Consider the following 16508-nt stretch of genomic DNA (forward strand, 5'->3'; position numbering starts at 1 on the left):
TGCCCGGCGCCGATTTAACGGAACCTGGCCATGTCGTCCGGCGGCAGGCGCGGCGGGGTCGGGAGGAGCCAATGCAAAAACTGCAGTCGCAAGGTGTCCATCACATCACGCTGGTCGGCGCCAATCGCCAGACTTCCATCGATTTCTGGGAAGGCGTGCTCGGCATGCCATTCATCTTCGAGCAGCCCAATCTCGACAAGGCGAGCGAAAGCCACCTCTATTTCGACCCCGGCGATGGCCGGCTGATCACGGTCTTCACCGATGAGAGCCGCAGCCCCGTCAAGCGGCGCACGCCGACCGATACGGGTTGTGTCCACCACATCGCGTTCTCGGTGTCGCGCGTGACGTTCCTGCAGGCGGTCGCCCGGCTCGACGAGTGCAGCATCAAGCACAGCGGCGTCAAAGATCGCGGCTTCATGGATTCGATCTATTTCGAGGATCCGCTTGGGCTGCTGATCGAGCTTGCCTACTACCGGTTCGAGCCGCCTGCGGGCTTCAGTCATGCCGACGTGCTGATGGCGGCGCACAAGATCCGCGTTGCGCGCGGCGACTACAATATCGCCGAGGCGCACCTTGCCGACGCCATCCAGGCGCTGGTCGAGCGATCGCGCGAGACATTGTCCGAGAACCGGGCGGCGAAAAATCCATACTGAACAGGTCAGAGGGAGGATCAGATGGCAAAGGCTGCAACGAAGGGAACGAACAAGGCCGCCGCCAAGCCGGCAGCGAAGATGGCAAAGCCGGCAGCAAAGGTGACTGCCGCCAAGATGTCGGCCAAGGCAGTCAAGCCGGCCGCAAAGGCTGCGCCTAAAGCGACGGCAAAAGCCGCGCCTAAAGCGACGGCAAAAGCCGCGCCTAAAGCGACGGCAAAAGCCGCGCCTAAAGCGACGGCAAAGGCCGCGCTTAAAGCCAAGCCGAGGCCGGCCAACAGACCCGCCGTGAAGCTCAGCATGCTGAGGCCCAGCGTCAACAACATGACGGTCCGGGTGTTCACGCGAGCGGCCGGGCTCGACCATGCCGAGACCGACGCCTGGGGCCAGACGCGCACGCCCGAATTCCTGGCACGAAACCCGGCGCATCTGACGCCGATGATCGAGGACAAGGGACTTCCCAGAGGCGTGCTTTGGGAAAGCTGCGCCATCATGCAGTACCTCGCCAACAAGCACGGGCTGGACAAGTTCTATCCAAAGGCGCCGGCCAAGCGGGCGATGGTCGACAGCGCCATGTTCTACCTGGTCGGAACGCTCTATCCCTATGTGGCCAGAGCCACTTATCCGGCACTCGGCTTTCCGCAATATGCCGGCGAGGTCGGCCACAGCGATGCCCATCCCGACAAGAAATCGGAGGCGCAGAAGGCTGCCATCGCCGCAATCGCCGAGCCGTTGGAGGTCTTTCATAGCTTCTTCAGGGACGGCAAGCCGTTCATCGGCGGCAACAACCCGTCGATCGCCGACATCCGCCTGGCGGCGACACTCGAGTTCCTCGCGGTCATCGACTACGCGCTGCCCAAATGGGCGAAGGACTATATGGCTGCGATCGAGAAGAAGCTCGGCAAGGCCTACGCGGAGCCGGCCGACGACGTGCGCGGCTACATCGCCCATGTGAAGGCCCAGGCCACGGCTTAAGAAATCCGAGGTTAGGGTTTCGTTAACCAAAGCCTTGTCTAGTGTCTCGGTCCTCGCTGCGACCACGGATGTACTGGCGCGATTGCCGAGGCGAAGGAAAGGTCGGCTCAACGCCGGCCTTTTTGCTTTCCGGTGGCGCGCCAGCGTCACGACACCTTGATTTTGTCGGGTGCCGGCGCGGTTGGAATTCTATTGTCATCCGCGTCGTTGATCGTACCATGCGAACGGGCGAAAGCGGCGAGGACAGAGCCATGAGAAGCACGGCTAGACTTTCAGCGATCGCAGGCGCGCTGCTGGCGATGCCTTTTCCGGCAGATGCCACATCGCTCAACACGATGAACGAGGTCGGCGCCGCGCTGCAGGCGTGCTGGACGCCGCCGGCCGATTCCGGAACTGCCTCGGTCACCTTGAGCTTCAGCTTCAAGCGCGACGGCACGCTGATCGGCCCGCCGAGGCCAACGGCCATCAAGGTCAACGGGGATGACAAGGCGCGTCAGGCCTATGTCGACGCGGCGACCGCCGCCCTGCGGAACTGCCTGCCGCTCAGCTTTTCGCCGGACCTCGCCAAAGGAATTCCCGGGAAGATCTTTACGCTTCAGTTCAATTCGCCGAAGGACAACGCCAAAGGAGTTCAGCAGTAGAACTGCCGAACTGCTCAACTTCGCCTTTGGCTATGCTTTCTAAGGGGCGTTCTGTGGCCGGGCCGCGTTACGCCGGATTGCGCCCGCGGCGGGCATTGGCGTGTTTTTCCAGTTGCGGCATCTCGAAGATGTAGTCGCTCCAGGCCGATTCCGGAATTTGTCCGGCCAGATAGCATTCCAGCAGCAGATTTTGCTCGGGTGTCAGACGCCTCGGGGCCCGCTCGTGATCCAGTCCAAGCGAATGGATCAGGTTTCTGGTCAGGCCTGAGACGGTGAAATGAACAGACATCTTCGCTCCCCTTCGTGCTGCGCCGATAACGCCAGACGCCACACAAAGGTTTCACGCGCGCAATGAGAAAACACGCGATCTTGATCTTAGTCGCGACTCTACTCGCAGACGACGCGATAGCGCTTGCCGGGTTCGCTGACATTCCGGCAGGCGAGCGCCTTCTGCGGCTGGGAGGACGCATCGGCCAAATCCGGCTGAAAGGAAGGGGCCGTCGAAACCCGTCTTCGGCTGGGGGAACTCACCGGCGCGCTCGGCGGCTGAGGAAACACGTCCGTTGCAACCTGCCTCGAGGCTGTTGTTCCTGGCGGGGCCTTGTCCCAAATGCGCCTGACGTCCATCCGGCTGGGAATGATGACGGTTCCGTCGTCGCTCCGCGTGCAGCCGCTTGTCGCGAGCAGCGCCGGACAGAGAACAAAAGCGAGCATTCGACCAAGCATCAGCTATACCCCCACCGATTTTATAGCCCGGCAGCGGTGGGTTCGCCAACGGACGGATTACCGCAGCGAGATCGGACCGGCGTCCGTTAACGGCATCGGGCGTGTTCGGTTGCGAATCGTTAAGGTTAGCCGATCGTTAATGCTTGTCGGGCACATTCCGCCGACGAACCGGGAGGGTTCGGCCTGGGGGTAGGGATGGCGGATACGGACGGTACTTTCGAGATGGGCGCCGCCCGTTATTTCGAAGGCGCGGTCGAGCGCGGCGAGGCGGCGGTCCCTCGCGCCCCCGATCAGCATGCGGCGGCGACTTCGGAAGCGCTCGCCAATCTTCGCCTGATGGTCGATTCGATGCCGATCGGCGTCATCGTCCTCGATGCCGACCTCAGGGCCGAGATCATCAACCGCGCCTTCTACGACTTCTGGAAGATCGATCCGCGCCGCGCCACTGCCGGCTGCGGCTTCCGCGAGCTGATGGAGGCCAGCCGCGACGCCGACCCCTATGGTGCCGACGAGGCGCGCTGGCAACGCCACATCGCCGAGCGCGAGGCGGAAATTCGGGCAGGCGTTGCCGGTTCCCGGCAGTTGCCGCGCAATGACGGCCGCATGCTGATCGCCTCGCTGGCACCGCTTGCCGGCGGCAAGCGTCTGATCTCCTATGTCGACATCACCGACATGAAGCATCGCGAGACCGAGGCAGAGGATGCGCGCAAGAATCTCGCCACCGTGCTGGAGTCGCTGCCGGCCGGCGTCATCATCTATGACCGCGACGATAGATTCGTCTTCGCCAACCGCAAGCTGCATGACAGTTTGCCGGCGCTGAAGCCGGCCTGGCAGCCGGGCGTCACGTTGCGCGAGGCGCTCGCTCTCGGTCATGCCGCCGGCTATTTCCGGACGAGCGGCGACGTCGAGATCGACAATCTCTACGCTGTCGACAAAGAACGCTGGCTCGACGCCATGCTGAAGCGTTACCAGCTGCCCAATTCGTCCTATGAGCGGCTCAATCCCGACGGTCGCTGGTCCCAGGTCTACGATATGAGAGCGGAAGACGGCACGTTCATAGGCGTGCGCGTCGACATTTCCGACATCAAGGCCCGCGAGGAGGCGCTGCGCGACTCGATGCGGCAGATCGACCTTTACCGGCATGTCATGGACGAATTGCCGGTGGCGGCGTTCATCAAGGCCGAGGATCTTACGATCGAGTTCGTCAACAAGGCCTGGTGCTCGCTGACCGGCATTGCCAAGGAAGACGTCATCGGCAAGACGGACCGGCAGCTTTTCGGCGCCGAGGACGCCGAAACCTACAGCCATGACGACGCCGAGGTCATCGCGACCGGCAAGGGGCGCGAAGTCGAGGAGCCTGTCACCCATCGCGACGGCACGGTGCGGCAGCTGATGACGCGCAAGAGCCGCCTCGTCGCGACCGACGGATCGGTGCATCTGGTCGGTTCCAGCACCGACATCACCGAGGTCAAGGCGCGCGAGCGGGTGCTCAAGGAAAGCATGAGCGAGAACGAGGTGTTCCGCAACCTGATCGACAACGTGCCGGTGTCGATCTACGCGAAGCGTTCGGATCTAAGGCAATTCTACGTCAACAAGGGTTGGTGCGATCTCACCGGCTTCAGCAAGCAAGAGGCGATCGGCAGGACCGACGTCGAGATCTTCGGCGCGGACGGCGAAGCTTTCGTCGCCGGCGACCTGGCGGTGCTGCGCACCGGCGAGACGCAGGAGATCGAAGAACAGGTGACGCTGCCCGACGGCAGCGTGCGTCACCAGTTCGCGCGCAAGGGCGCGATGATCGCGTCCGACGGTTCGCTCTATCTGATCGGGTCGACCACGGACATAACGGAACTGAAACAGCGCGAGGCCGAGCTTAGCGAGGCGCGCCGGCGCGCCGTGCTTGCCGACCGCGCCAAGTCCGAGTTCCTCGCCAATATGAGCCACGAGATCCGTACGCCGATGAATGGCGTGCTCGGCATGGCCGAGCTGCTCGCCAAGTCGGATCTCGACCCAAAGCAGAAGACGTTCACCGACATCATCGTCAAATCGGGCAACGCGCTGCTCACCATCATCAACGACATCCTCGACTTCTCCAAGATCGATGCCGGCCAGCTCGTGCTCGACCCGGCGCCCTTCAACCTTGCCGAGGCGATCGAGGATGTGGCGACGCTGGTGTCGACGCGCGCCAAGGAAAAGGACCTCGAGCTCATCGTTCGCGTCCAGCCCGGGCTCGACGGGCAGTTCGTCGGCGATGTCGGCCGGATCCGGCAGATCGTCACCAACCTGCTCGGCAATGCGGTGAAGTTCACCGACGAGGGCCATGTGCTCGTCGACGTGACCGGCGAGCGCGTTCCGTCGGGGACGAAGCTCGCCATCTCGGTCACCGATACCGGCATCGGCATTCCGGAAGACAAGCTGAAGCTGGTGTTCGAGAAGTTCAGCCAGGTCGATACCTCCTCGACAAGACGGCACGAGGGCACCGGGCTCGGCCTTGCCATCACCTCGCGGCTGGTCGAGCTGATGGGCGGCGAGATCGGCGTCGACAGCGCCGAGGGCAAGGGCTCGACCTTCTGGTTCACCGTCACGCTGCCGCGGGCCGAGCGAGGCGGGCAGCGGATCATGCCGGTCGACGTGACCGGCGCGCGCGTGCTGATCGTCGACGACAATGCCGTCAACCGCTCGATCCTCAGCGAGCAGATGGCCTCGTGGAGCTTCGATTCCTGCGCGGCCGAAAGCGGCGCCGAGGGACTGAAGGTGCTGATTGCGGCTGCCGCCTACGGCGTGCCTGTCGACTGCGTCGTGCTTGACTACCAGATGCCGGTCATGACCGGCGCCGAAATGGCGCGCATCGTGCGCGACACCGCCGGCCTCGCGCACACGCCGATCATCATGCTGACCTCGGTCGACCAGTCGCTCGCCAGCGCCGCTTACCGCAATCTCGGCATCGACGCGCAGCTGATCAAGCCGGCGCGCTCCTCGATCTTGCTGGAGACGCTGGTCGCCACCATCCAGCGTCATCGCCACAGCACGGCGGCCATCCATCCGCCGTTGACCGGCGGCGTCGAGACCGGCTCCGGCGCGCCGCAAGCGTCCACCGCGCCGGCGACGGCGGCGGATCGCGTCCTGCTGCAGCCGCCGCCGGCACGTGCCCGTCCACGCCTGGCCGGCGCGGAGCGCGGGCTCGACATCCTCGTCGCCGAGGATAACGAAGTGAACCAGATGGTGTTCACGCAAATCCTGGGCGAGACCGGCTATCAGTTCGAAATCGTCGGCAACGGCCGCAAGGCACTGGACGCCTTGGGCAAGCTCAACCCCCGCATGATCCTGATGGATGTGTCGATGCCCGAGATGAGCGGCCTGGAGGCGACCGCGGCCATCCGCCGGCTCGAAGCCGAGATGGGCACGCATGTGCCGATCGTCGGCGTCACCGCGCATGCGCTGAAGGGCGACCGCGAGCGCTGCCTGGAAGCCGGCATGGACGATTACCTGCCGAAGCCGATCAGCCCGAAGGCGCTGCTCGAGAAGCTTGAAAGATGGCTCGGGTCCGGTGCGGAAGTCCGCCGCAGCGTCGGATAACAGCCTTTCTGCGCGGCCGTTCACGGCGTCGTCGACGAGGTCCGTTGTCTGCGTCCAACGCAGACATATGGTGTGATCGCACCATACAAAACGAAGGCCAGGTCAGGACAATGGTTGCTGTCGATTCCGCCCTTCGGTTACGGGCGGGAGCAGCGACCGCCGGCAAGGAACAGCGTCGACTCTACCCCAACGGACCTGTTTTCGGCGATGGCCAGGCCATGATCCGCTCTGGCGCACAGGCAACGCGCTCTCGTCCGGATTTTATTTCCCGGCGGCCGGAGATCCGGCCGCCGGGATAATTTTTGATTCAAAAGTCAGACAAGCTACTGATTCCCGCGGCAACTTCGGCTTGGTCCGCAAATGGCGGCCGTAGGCCCCCAGTCATCCCCGTTCAGGCGTTACCGGGCTGACACGAAACTGTCATGCGACTGTAATAATCGAAGTCTATTGCGCTCACCAGGCGCCACTAAAAAAGGGTGCCGAGAGACCATATTCCGAACAGGAGCAGGCCACATGAGACATTTCATCCGCTCGGCGGCCGTTGCGATTGCAATGGCTGCGGCATCCACGCTTTCCCTCTCCGCCGCTATGGCGGCCGACATCTCCGGCGCCGGTGCTACCTTCCCCTATCCGATCTATGCCAAGTGGGCCGACGCCTACAAAAAGGAGACCGGCATCGGTCTCAACTATCAGTCGATCGGCTCCGGCGGCGGCATCAAGCAGATCAAGGCCAAGACCGTGACCTTCGGCGCCTCGGACGCGCCGCTCAAGGGCGACGATCTCAAGTCGACCGGGCTCGCGCAGTTCCCGATGGTGATGGGCGGCATCGTTCCGGTCGTCAACCTCGAAGGCGTCAAGCCGGGCGAACTGGTGCTCGACGGCCCGACGCTGGCCGACATCTTCGTCGGCAAGATCACCAACTGGAACGACGAGGCGATCAAGAAGCTCAACCCCGACGTCAAGCTGCCCGACCAGGCGATCGCGGTCGTCCACCGTTCGGACGGCTCGGGCACCACGTTCAACTTCAGCTACTATCTGGCCGACGTCAGCGCCGACTGGAAGTCGAAGGTCGGCGTCAATACCGCGCTCGAGTGGCCGGTGGGCATCGGCGCCAAGGGCAACGAAGGCGTCGCCAACAACGTGGCGCAGACCGGTGGCGCGATCGGCTATGTCGAGTATGCCTACGCCAAGCAGAACAAGCTCACCTATACCGACCTGATCAATAAGGACGGCAAGAAGGTCGAGCCGACCGCTGCCGCGTTCTCCGCTGCTGCGGCCAATGCCGACTGGAGCTCGAAGCCTGGCTACGGCGTCATCCTGGCAAACCAGGCTGGTGCTGAAAGCTGGCCGATGACCTCCGCGACCTGGATCCTCGTCTACCAAAAGCCCGACGATGCGGCGGCCACCACCGAAGCGCTCAAGTTCTTCGCCTGGTCCTACGCCAAGGGCGACGACATGGCCGCCGAGCTGGACTATGTTCCGATGCCCGACGCGGTCGTGAAGAGCGTCGAGGAAATGTGGAGCAAGGACATCGTCGACGGGAACGGCAAGCCGCTCTACTCCGGCATGTAATTCCTAGGGAATAGGGAGGGCGCATCCGGCGCCCTCCTGTCTCTTTCGAAATGCGAGGGGCGAAATGACAGCCGTTTCCGAAGCCGTGACATCGTCCGCCATGCGGACCAGGGAAGCGACAGTGCGCCGCTTCGCCCTGACCGACACGATCTTCCGAACGGCCACGCGCCTTTCCGCCATACTCGTGCTGGTTCTTCTCGGCGGCGTCGCGGTCTCGCTGATCGCCGGCTCGTGGGAGGCGCTGTCGAAGTTCGGCTTCTCCTTCCTGACTACCGAATCGTGGAATCCGGTCACCGAGAATTTCGGCGCGCTCGCGCCCATCTACGGGACCATCGTCACCTCCGCCATCGCCATCCTCATTGCCGTGCCGATCGGCATCGGCATCGCCGTGTTCCTGACCGAGCTCTGCCCGCGCCCGTTCAGGCGCCCGATCGGCATCGCGGTCGAGCTGCTCGCCGGCATTCCCTCGATCATCTACGGCATCTGGGGCCTGTTCGTCTTCGCGCCATTCCTGCAGACGACGATACAGCCGTTCATCATCAAGCTTTTCCACGGCATACCGGGCCTCTCCAGCCTGTTTGCCGGTCCGCCCTACGGCATCGGCCTGCTGACGTCGTCGCTGATCCTCGCCATCATGGTGCTGCCCTTCATCACCTCGATCACCAAGGACGTGTTCGATACGGTGCCGGCGGTGCTGAAGGAATCGGCCTACGGCATCGGCTGCACGACCTGGGAAGTGACCCGCCGCGTGACCATCCCCTATACACGGGTCGGCATCATGGGCGGCGTCATGCTCGGTCTCGGCCGCGCGCTCGGCGAGACGATGGCAGTCACCTTCGTCATCGGCAACGCGCACCGCATCAGCGCCTCGCTGTTTGCGCCCGGCACGACGATCTCGGCAACCATCGCCAACGAATTCACCGAGGCCGACGGCGAGCTTTACACGTCCTCGCTGGTCGCGCTCGGCCTGATCCTGTTCATCATCACCTTCATCATCCTCGCGCTCGCACGCTACATGCTGTTGCGCATCGATAGCCGCACGGGAGCCTGACCGATGTCGACAGCCGCATCGCTCCACCGAAGCCGCAAGCGCAAGAACGCCGTGATGATGGCACTGTGCACCATAGCGGCGGGCATCGGCCTCGTCTGGCTGGCGCTGATCCTCGGCGCCCTTCTCTACAAGGGGATCTCGGGTCTCTCGCTTTCGGTGTTCACGGAAATGACACCGCCGCCCGGCGACGCCGGCGGCCTGCTCAACGCCATCTACGGCAGCATCGTGATGACCATCATCGGCATCGTCGTCGGCACGCCGATCGGCGTGCTCGCCGGAACCTATATGGCCGAGTACGGGCGCTTCTCGCGTCTCACGACGGTGGTGCGCTTCATCAACGACATCCTGTTGTCGGCGCCGTCGATCATCGTCGGCCTGTTCGTCTATGAGCTGATGGTGCGGCCGATGGGTCATTTCTCGGCGATCGCCGGCGCGGTGGCCTTGTCGATCCTGGTGATCCCCGTCGTCGTGCGCACCACCGAGGACATGCTGAACCTTGTGCCCAACGCACTGCGCGAGGCCGGCACCGCCATCGGCGCGCCGCGCTGGGTGGTGATCCGCTCGGTCGCCTATCGCGCCGCACTGTCCGGCATCGTCACCGGCATATTGCTGGCGATCGCCCGCATTTCGGGCGAGACGGCGCCGCTGCTGTTCACCGCGCTCAACAACCAGTTCTGGTCGAGCAATCTCAACGCGCCGATGGCCAGCCTGCCGGTGACGATCTTCCAGTTTGCGCTGAGCCCTTATGAGGAATGGCAGCAACTGGCCTGGACGGGCGCACTCATAATCACCCTGACGGTTCTCGGGCTGAGCATCTTCGCCCGCAGCCTTACCGGACGCAGAGAGGACAGATGAAACCGATGTTGTCCACCGACCTGAACGTAGCCGAGACGGCCGTCGAGAAGGCCAAGATCGAGGTCAAGAACCTCAACTTCTACTATGGCCAGTCGAAGGCGCTGAAGGACATCAACCTGTCGCTGCCCGAGCGCAGCGTCACCGCCTTCATCGGACCTTCGGGCTGCGGGAAGTCGACGCTGCTGCGCGTGCTCAACCGCATCTACGAGCTCTACCCGAAGCAGAGCGCCGAAGGCCAGGTGCTGCTCGACGGCAAGAACATCCTCGACCGCTCGCAGGACTTGAACCTGCTCAGGACCAAGATCGGCATGGTGTTCCAGAAGCCGACGCCGTTCCCGATGTCGATCTACGAGAACATCGCCTTCGGCGTCAGGCTGTATGAGAAGATCAGCAAAGCCGAGATGGACAACCGGGTCGAACAGGCGCTGAAGCGCGCGGCGCTGTGGAACGAGGTCAAGGACAAGCTCAACGCCAGCGGCCAGAGCCTTTCCGGCGGCCAGCAGCAGCGGCTCTGCATCGCCCGCACGGTGGCGGTGAAGCCGGAGGTCATCCTGCTCGACGAGCCGGCATCGGCGCTCGATCCGCTGTCGACCGCCAAGATCGAGGAGCTGATCGACGAGTTGCAGGCCGACTACACGATCGTGATCGTCACCCACAACATGCAGCAGGCGGCGCGCGTGTCGCGGCAGACGGCGTTCATGTATCTCGGCGAACTGGTCGAATTCGACCGGACCGAAAAGATCTTCACCTCGCCCCGCGAGAAGCGCACGCAGGACTACATCACCGGCCGCTTCGGCTGAGTTCATACGAGGACATAACCATGGCCCATACGGTCGCTTCCTTCGACGAGGATCTGAGGCAGATCAGCCAGCTCATCCGCGACATGGGCGACCTTGCCGGCTCGATGGTCGGCGCCTCGACAAAGGCTCTGCTGAATTCCGACAACGCTTTGGCGCAGCGCGTGGTCTCCGACGATGCCATCATGGACGCGCGCCAGCGCGAGCTCGACGATCGCGCCATCACGCTGATCGCCAAACGCCAGCCGATGGCCGACGACCTGCGCAGCGTGGTCGGCGCCATCCGCATGGCCGGCGATCTCGAGCGCATCGGCGACCTTGCCAAGAACATCGCCAAGCGCGTCGGCTCGGTCGGCGTCAGCGCCGCGCCGCGCGACCTTTCGCACTCAATCGACTCGATGGCGCAGCTGGTGCTGATCCAGGTGCAGGGCGTGATCGAGGAATACGCGGCCGGCGACGCCACGGCGCTCGCCAAGCTCCGCAACGACGACGAGCGCATCGACGTCAAATACACCTCCGTCTTCCGCGAGCTCCTGACTTATATGATGGAGGATCCGCGCAACATCACGGCTTGCACGCATCTGTTGTTCTGCGCCAAGAATCTGGAGCGCATCGGCGACCACGTCACCAACATCGCCGAGAACGCCTACTATGTGCTGACCGGCACGCAATTGCCCGCGAATCGTCCTAAGCAGGACGAGACGGCGATGTCGGCGCCGGCGGCCTGACAGCGAAGGTGCCTGCTATATGATCGCGCCACGCATCATGGTGGTGGAGGACGAGGAGCCGCTGGGGGTGCTGCTCCGCTACAACCTCGAATCCGAGGGCTATCAGGTCGAGGTGGTGACCCGCGGCGACGAGGCCGAAATCCGCCTGCAGGAGAATGTGCCCGACCTGCTAGTCCTTGACTGGATGGTGCCGGCGGTGTCCGGCATCGAGCTCTGCCGGCGTCTTCGGATGCGGCCCGAGACCGAGCGGCTGCCGATCATCATGCTGACCGCGCGCGGCGAGGAAAGCGACAGGGTGCGCGGCCTCTCGACCGGCGCCGACGACTATCTGGTCAAGCCGTTCTCGACGCCGGAATTCATGGCCAGGGTCAAGGCGCTGCTGCGCCGCGCCAAGCCGGAGGTGCTGTCCAGCGTGCTCAAGGTCGGCGACATCGTCCTCGACCGCGAATCGCACCGCGTCTACCGCAAGAAGAGCGAGATCCGGCTTGGTCCGACCGAGTTCCGGCTGCTCGAATTCATGATGCGGCATCCCGGCCGGGTGTTCTCGCGCAGCCAGCTGCTCGACAATGTCTGGGGCGAGACGATCTATATCGACGAGCGCACCGTGGACGTGCATGTCGGACGCCTGCGCAAGGCGGTCAACAACGGCCGCATGCCCGATGTGATCCGCACCATCCGCGGGGCGGGATACGCGATCAGGGAAGATTGATCAGGCGACGTTCTTTCCGCCTGCTCGCGCCTGGACGCCTGAGGCGAAAATCTCCTGGTCGACAAAGGTCAGCGCGCGAATGGCGCAGCCCTCGCGGATCAGCGGCAATTCGTTGGGTTCGGTGTCGAAGGAGATCGACTTCGAATGCTGGCCGCCGGCGGTCTGGGCGATGGCCTCGCGCAGAGCCGGCTCGATCAGGTCGAAGGCGGCGGCGCTGACGCCGACCATGGCGACCGGCGCCGGGTCGATGAGCGCGAACAGGCTGCCGAGGCCGAAACCCAGCGCTTCGCCCGCCCGGCGATAGGCCTCGCGCTCCGCGCCGTCTGTCTCGCGCGCCTTGGCGGCGAGCGCCCGCATGTCGGCGTCGCCGACATCGACCGGCTCGGCGTCCTCGCTCATCTTCATGGCGCTGCGCCAGATGGCGTAGTTGCCGGCATAGGCCTCGACGCAGCCGCGGCGTCCGCAGCGGCAAAGCGCGCCGCCGGGGCGATGGATCATGTGGCCGAACTCGCCGCCCGAAGAATGTGTGCCGGTGAACAACTCGCCCTTCAGCACCAGGCCCATGCCGATGCCGTGGGACAGCAGGATGGCGATGAAATTGTCGCGATAGCGCTCGGGATCGCGCCACTGCAGCGCCACCGCCATCATGTTGCAGTCGTTCTCCATGGTGGCCGGAATGCCGAATTCCTTTTCCAGGATGTCGGCGAAGGGAATGTCGGTGAGCGGCGTGATCGGCGACCACAGCATGGCGCGGGCATGGGAATCGGTGATGCCCTGGATGCCCATGGCGATGCGGGCGACGCTGCCGACATCGAGGTCAGGATCGTCCAGCCGGCGCCGGACGATCGCCGTGCATTCGCCGATCAGTTCGTCGCGTGGCATGGTAAGGGTGTCGAGGCGGCGCTGCTCCTCGGCGATGACCTGGCCGGCATAATCGATAACTGCGACCGAGAGGAAATTCAGCGACAGCACCACCGTCACCACCGCCGCCGCCTCCGGCTTGAGCGCGAGGCCGACCTGTGGCCGACCGCGCTTCAGAGACGCGGTCTCGCTCGGCTTGCTCTCGGCCAGGATGCCTTCCTGGATCAGGTCGGAAGAGATCGCCGAAATGGTCGAATGGCTGAGCCCGGTGGTCGCCGCGATTTCCGTCCGCGACGGTTGGCCGGTCCGGCGCACGGCCGAGAGCACCATGGCGCGGTTGCGGCGGCGCAGATCGTCGTGACGGATTCCGACCGACATCTTGTCTCCTCCCGGTCAGCGCGGCCTCTAGATAATTCATGGGCCTCGGCGACGCGCCAGATCGGTTAAGTTCCGGACACGGGCACCCGAGCCGTCCTGGTTTTTTACAATTTCGGTGACGCGGTCTGCGCTTGCTCCGAACTGTTCTGCGATAGTGGCAGAAGCGGTCGGCACTGTCATTATTTATTGCGGGTCTCGAAAAAAGTCCGCGACACCTCGAAAACCATCAGAATTGCAGTTGACAGCGCTTTAGCGTTCGACCAGTATTTTTTCGAGGCTCGAAAAAAAGCCTCTATATGGCCTTCGGGCCAGTTTGGGTCGCGCCGCGAGGGCGCAGGGAGGAAATCATGAAGAGATTCGCAGCCGCCATGCTGGCGGGCGTCGCCATGTCGCTGACGTTGGCGTCGGTCGCCGAGGCGAAGGACAAGGTGATCGGCGTTTCGTGGTCCAATTTCCAGGAAGAGCGCTGGAAGACCGACGAAGCGGCGATGAAGAAGGCGATCGAGGCCGCCGGCGACAAGTACATTTCCGCCGACGCACAGTCCAATCCAGGCAAGCAGCTGACCGACGTCGAAAGCCTGATCTCGCAGGGCGCCAATGCGCTGATCATCCTGGCGCAGGACGCCTCGGCGATCGGGCCGGCGGTGCAGAAGGCGCTCGACGAAGGCATTCCGGTCGTCGGCTACGACCGCCTGATCGAGAACAAGGATGTGTTTTATCTGACCTTCGACAACAAGGAAGTCGGTCGCATGCAGGCCCGCGAGGTGTTCAAGGCCAAGCCCGAGGGCAATTACGTCTTCATCAAGGGCTCGGGCGCCGACCCGAATGCCGACTTCCTGTTCTCCGGCTCGATGGAAGTGCTGAAGGAAGCCATCGACAGCGGCAAGGTCAAGAATGTCGGCGAGGCCTATACCGACGGCTGGCTGCCCGCCAATGCGCAGAAGAACATGGAGCAGTTCCTGACCGCCAACGACAACAAGGTCGATGCCGTAGTGGCGGCCAATGACGGCACCGCCGGCGGCGTCGTCGCGGCGCTCACGGCGCAAGGCCTGGCCGGCACCGTTCCGGTCTCGGGCCAGGACGGCGACCATGCCGCGCTCAACCGCATCGCGCTCGGCACCCAGACGGTGTCGGTGTGGAAGGACGCGCGCGAGCTCGGCAAGAACGCCGCCGACATCGCCTCGCAGCTCGCCGACGGCAAGAAGATGACCGACATCGCGGGCGCCAAGGACTTCACGACGCCTGGCGGCAACACCGTCAAGTCGCTGTTCCTGACGCCGGTCGCGATCACCAAGGACAATCTCAACGTCGTCATCGACGCGGGTTGGATCAAGAAGGACGAAGTCTGCGCGGGCGTTGCCGCCGGCAGCGTCGCGGTCTGCAACTAGGCTGGCCGTCAAGTTCAAAGGCAGCGCCGCGGCCCAACAGCCGCGGCGTTTCTCCAAAGGCTTTCGACTGTACTGAAGCCGGAGACCATTGGGGCAGTTGATCGTCCGGCAGGATCGCCGAACCGCTCCAGCCGTTTGTTTCCGCGCAATTCCAGGCGGGCTACACACTTTTCCTGGAATTGCTCTAGCATCGTGGTCCGGCATCCGCGCCAGACGGCAAGCCGGTGGAGGAGATCATGACCGATACGACCTCTGATACGCCGGCCAACCCGGCCGCGGATCGCGCGCGTGCATCCGAACTCAGCGCCATCGGGCGCTTCTTCAAGGCGACCGAACTCGACACTCGCATGCTCGGCATGGTCGGCGCGCTGCTGATCATCTGGATCGGCCTGCATGTCATCTCGAGCCTGCGGCTCGGCGTCAATCCGCTTGATTTCGACAGCCGCACGTTCCTGACGCCGCGCAACCTGTGGAACCTTTCGGTGCAGACCTCGGCCGTGGCCATCATGGCTTCCGGCATGGTGCTGGTCATCGTCATGCGCAACATCGACCTCTCCGTCGGATCCGCCGAGGGTCTGATCGGCATGGTCATGGGCTTTGCCCAAGTGCATTTCCTGGTGCGGATGGTTGGGCTTGAGCTTGGCAATCCCTGGATCTGGGTGTTGGCGCTGTTGATCGGCCTGGCGCTCGGTCTGCTGATCGGCGCCTTCCAGGGCTTCGTCATCGCCTATCTCGAAGTGCCGGCCTTCATCGTGACGCTGGGCGGGCTGCTGGTCTGGCGGGGCGCCGCCTGGTGGGTCACCAGCGGCCAGACGGTGGCGCCGCTCGACGCCACCTTCCAGCTGATGGGGGGCGGACCGGCCGGCTCGATCGGCGCCAGATGGAGCTGGATCGTCGGCATCGTCGCCTGCCTTGCCGTGGTGTTTGCGCTGTTCAACGGCAGGGTGCAGCGCAAGCGCTTCCGTTTCCCGCTGCGTCCGATCTGGGCCGAGACGCTGCTCGGCGCGGTCACCTGCGCGGTCATCATGGGCGCGGTGTGGCTGGCCAATTCCTATCCCTGGCCGGTCGGCATCGTGAACCGCTACGCCGCCGCCAACAACATCACAGTCCCCGAAGGCGGCCTGTTCATCGCCCACGGCATCGCCATTCCGGTGCTGATGGCGATCGCGGTTGGCCTCGTCATGACTTTCATCACCAAGCGCACCCGATTCGGCCGCTATGTCTTTGCCATCGGCGGCAACCCGGAAGCGGCCAATCTTGCCGGCATCAACACGCGCTGGATCACCATGAAGGTGTTCATGATCATGGGCGTGCTGGCGACGATCGCCGCGGCGATATCGTCAGCGCGGCAGAATTCATCGACCAATGCGTTGGGCACGCTGGACGAGCTTCTGGTCATCGCCGCGGCGGTCATCGGCGGCACCTCGCTCGCCGGCGGCTCGGGAACCGTACTCGGCGCCATGCTTGGGGCGCTGCTGATGCAGTCGCTGCAGTCCGGCATGGTGCTCCTCGGCGTCGATTCGCCGCTCCAAAGCATCGTCGTCGGCGCCGTGCTGGTCATCGCGGTCTGGCTCGACACCATCTACCGCAAGCGGGTCTGAAGG

At 64.0% G+C, this 16508-nt stretch carries 14 protein-coding genes; 12 read left to right on the forward strand and 2 right to left on the reverse strand.

What is annotated here, in order from left to right:
• Window positions 1–71: 71 nt before the first annotated feature.
• The 3 genes from CK220_RS02765 to CK220_RS02775 all read left to right on the forward strand — a co-directional run bounded on the left by CK220_RS02765 (window position 72) and on the right by CK220_RS02775 (window position 2266).
• Window positions 72–653: a VOC family protein gene (locus CK220_RS02765; protein ID WP_095810047.1), complete on the forward strand. Its 582-nt coding sequence runs from the start codon at window positions 72–74 to the stop codon at window positions 651–653.
• 114 nt (window positions 654–767) lie between these two features.
• A complete protein-coding gene (locus tag CK220_RS02770; RefSeq protein WP_095810278.1) occupies window positions 768–1625 on the forward strand; it encodes a glutathione S-transferase family protein in 858 nt (285 codons plus the stop codon).
• Between the two features lie 299 nt (window positions 1626–1924).
• Window positions 1925–2266, forward strand: coding sequence for a hypothetical protein (locus CK220_RS02775; RefSeq protein WP_245428962.1), 342 nt, complete (start codon window positions 1925–1927; stop codon window positions 2264–2266).
• A gap of 67 nt (window positions 2267–2333) precedes the next feature.
• On the opposite strand, the gene CK220_RS02780 is transcribed toward CK220_RS02775, so the two are convergent.
• Entirely contained in the window at window positions 2334–2555 is a 222-nt protein-coding gene (locus CK220_RS02780) for a hypothetical protein (protein ID WP_095810048.1), read from the reverse strand.
• Window positions 2556–3187: 632 nt separating this feature from the next.
• Here CK220_RS02780 and CK220_RS02790 point away from each other — a divergent pair.
• The 7 genes from CK220_RS02790 to phoB all read left to right on the forward strand — a co-directional run bounded on the left by CK220_RS02790 (window position 3188) and on the right by phoB (window position 12277).
• A complete protein-coding gene (locus tag CK220_RS02790; RefSeq protein ID WP_245428931.1) occupies window positions 3188–6565 on the forward strand; it encodes a response regulator in 3378 nt (1125 codons plus the stop codon).
• Between the two features lie 513 nt (window positions 6566–7078).
• Window positions 7079–8137 (forward strand): phosphate ABC transporter substrate-binding protein PstS, encoded by a 1059-nt coding sequence (pstS, locus tag CK220_RS02795; RefSeq protein WP_095810050.1) that lies wholly within the window; start codon window positions 7079–7081, stop codon window positions 8135–8137.
• Window positions 8138–8201: 64 nt separating this feature from the next.
• Window positions 8202–9188, forward strand: coding sequence for a phosphate ABC transporter permease subunit PstC (pstC, locus tag CK220_RS02800; RefSeq protein ID WP_095810051.1), 987 nt, complete (start codon window positions 8202–8204; stop codon window positions 9186–9188).
• A gap of 3 nt (window positions 9189–9191) precedes the next feature.
• A complete protein-coding gene (gene pstA / locus CK220_RS02805; protein ID WP_095810052.1) occupies window positions 9192–10043 on the forward strand; it encodes a phosphate ABC transporter permease PstA in 852 nt (283 codons plus the stop codon).
• Window positions 10040–10843, forward strand: coding sequence for a phosphate ABC transporter ATP-binding protein PstB (pstB, locus tag CK220_RS02810; RefSeq protein WP_095810053.1), 804 nt, complete (start codon window positions 10040–10042; stop codon window positions 10841–10843). Before pstA ends, pstB begins: the two co-directional genes overlap by 4 nt.
• A gap of 20 nt (window positions 10844–10863) precedes the next feature.
• The gene (gene phoU, locus CK220_RS02815) at window positions 10864–11568 is read left to right on the forward strand and encodes a phosphate signaling complex protein PhoU (RefSeq protein WP_067002096.1); all 705 of its coding nucleotides are present in this window, start codon (window positions 10864–10866) and stop codon (window positions 11566–11568) included.
• A 19-nt stretch (window positions 11569–11587) separates the two neighbouring features.
• Complete coding sequence (gene phoB / locus CK220_RS02820) at window positions 11588–12277, forward strand: phosphate regulon transcriptional regulator PhoB (protein WP_010911896.1); 690 nt, start codon at window positions 11588–11590, stop codon at window positions 12275–12277.
• Here phoB and CK220_RS02825 read toward each other — a convergent pair whose 3' ends face one another.
• Entirely contained in the window at window positions 12278–13516 is a 1239-nt protein-coding gene (locus CK220_RS02825; RefSeq protein ID WP_095810054.1) for an ROK family protein, read from the reverse strand.
• 347 nt (window positions 13517–13863) lie between these two features.
• On the opposite strand from CK220_RS02825, the gene xylF reads away from it, so the two are divergent.
• Window positions 13864–14904, forward strand: coding sequence for a D-xylose ABC transporter substrate-binding protein (xylF, locus tag CK220_RS02830; RefSeq protein WP_095810281.1), 1041 nt, complete (start codon window positions 13864–13866; stop codon window positions 14902–14904).
• A gap of 236 nt (window positions 14905–15140) precedes the next feature.
• Window positions 15141–16505 (forward strand): sugar ABC transporter permease, encoded by a 1365-nt coding sequence (locus tag CK220_RS02835; RefSeq protein WP_095810282.1) that lies wholly within the window; start codon window positions 15141–15143, stop codon window positions 16503–16505.
• Window positions 16506–16508 lie beyond the last annotated feature (3 nt).

The sequence above is a fragment of the Mesorhizobium sp. WSM3860 genome (assembly GCF_002294995.1).
GTDB lineage: Bacteria > Pseudomonadota > Alphaproteobacteria > Rhizobiales > Rhizobiaceae > Mesorhizobium.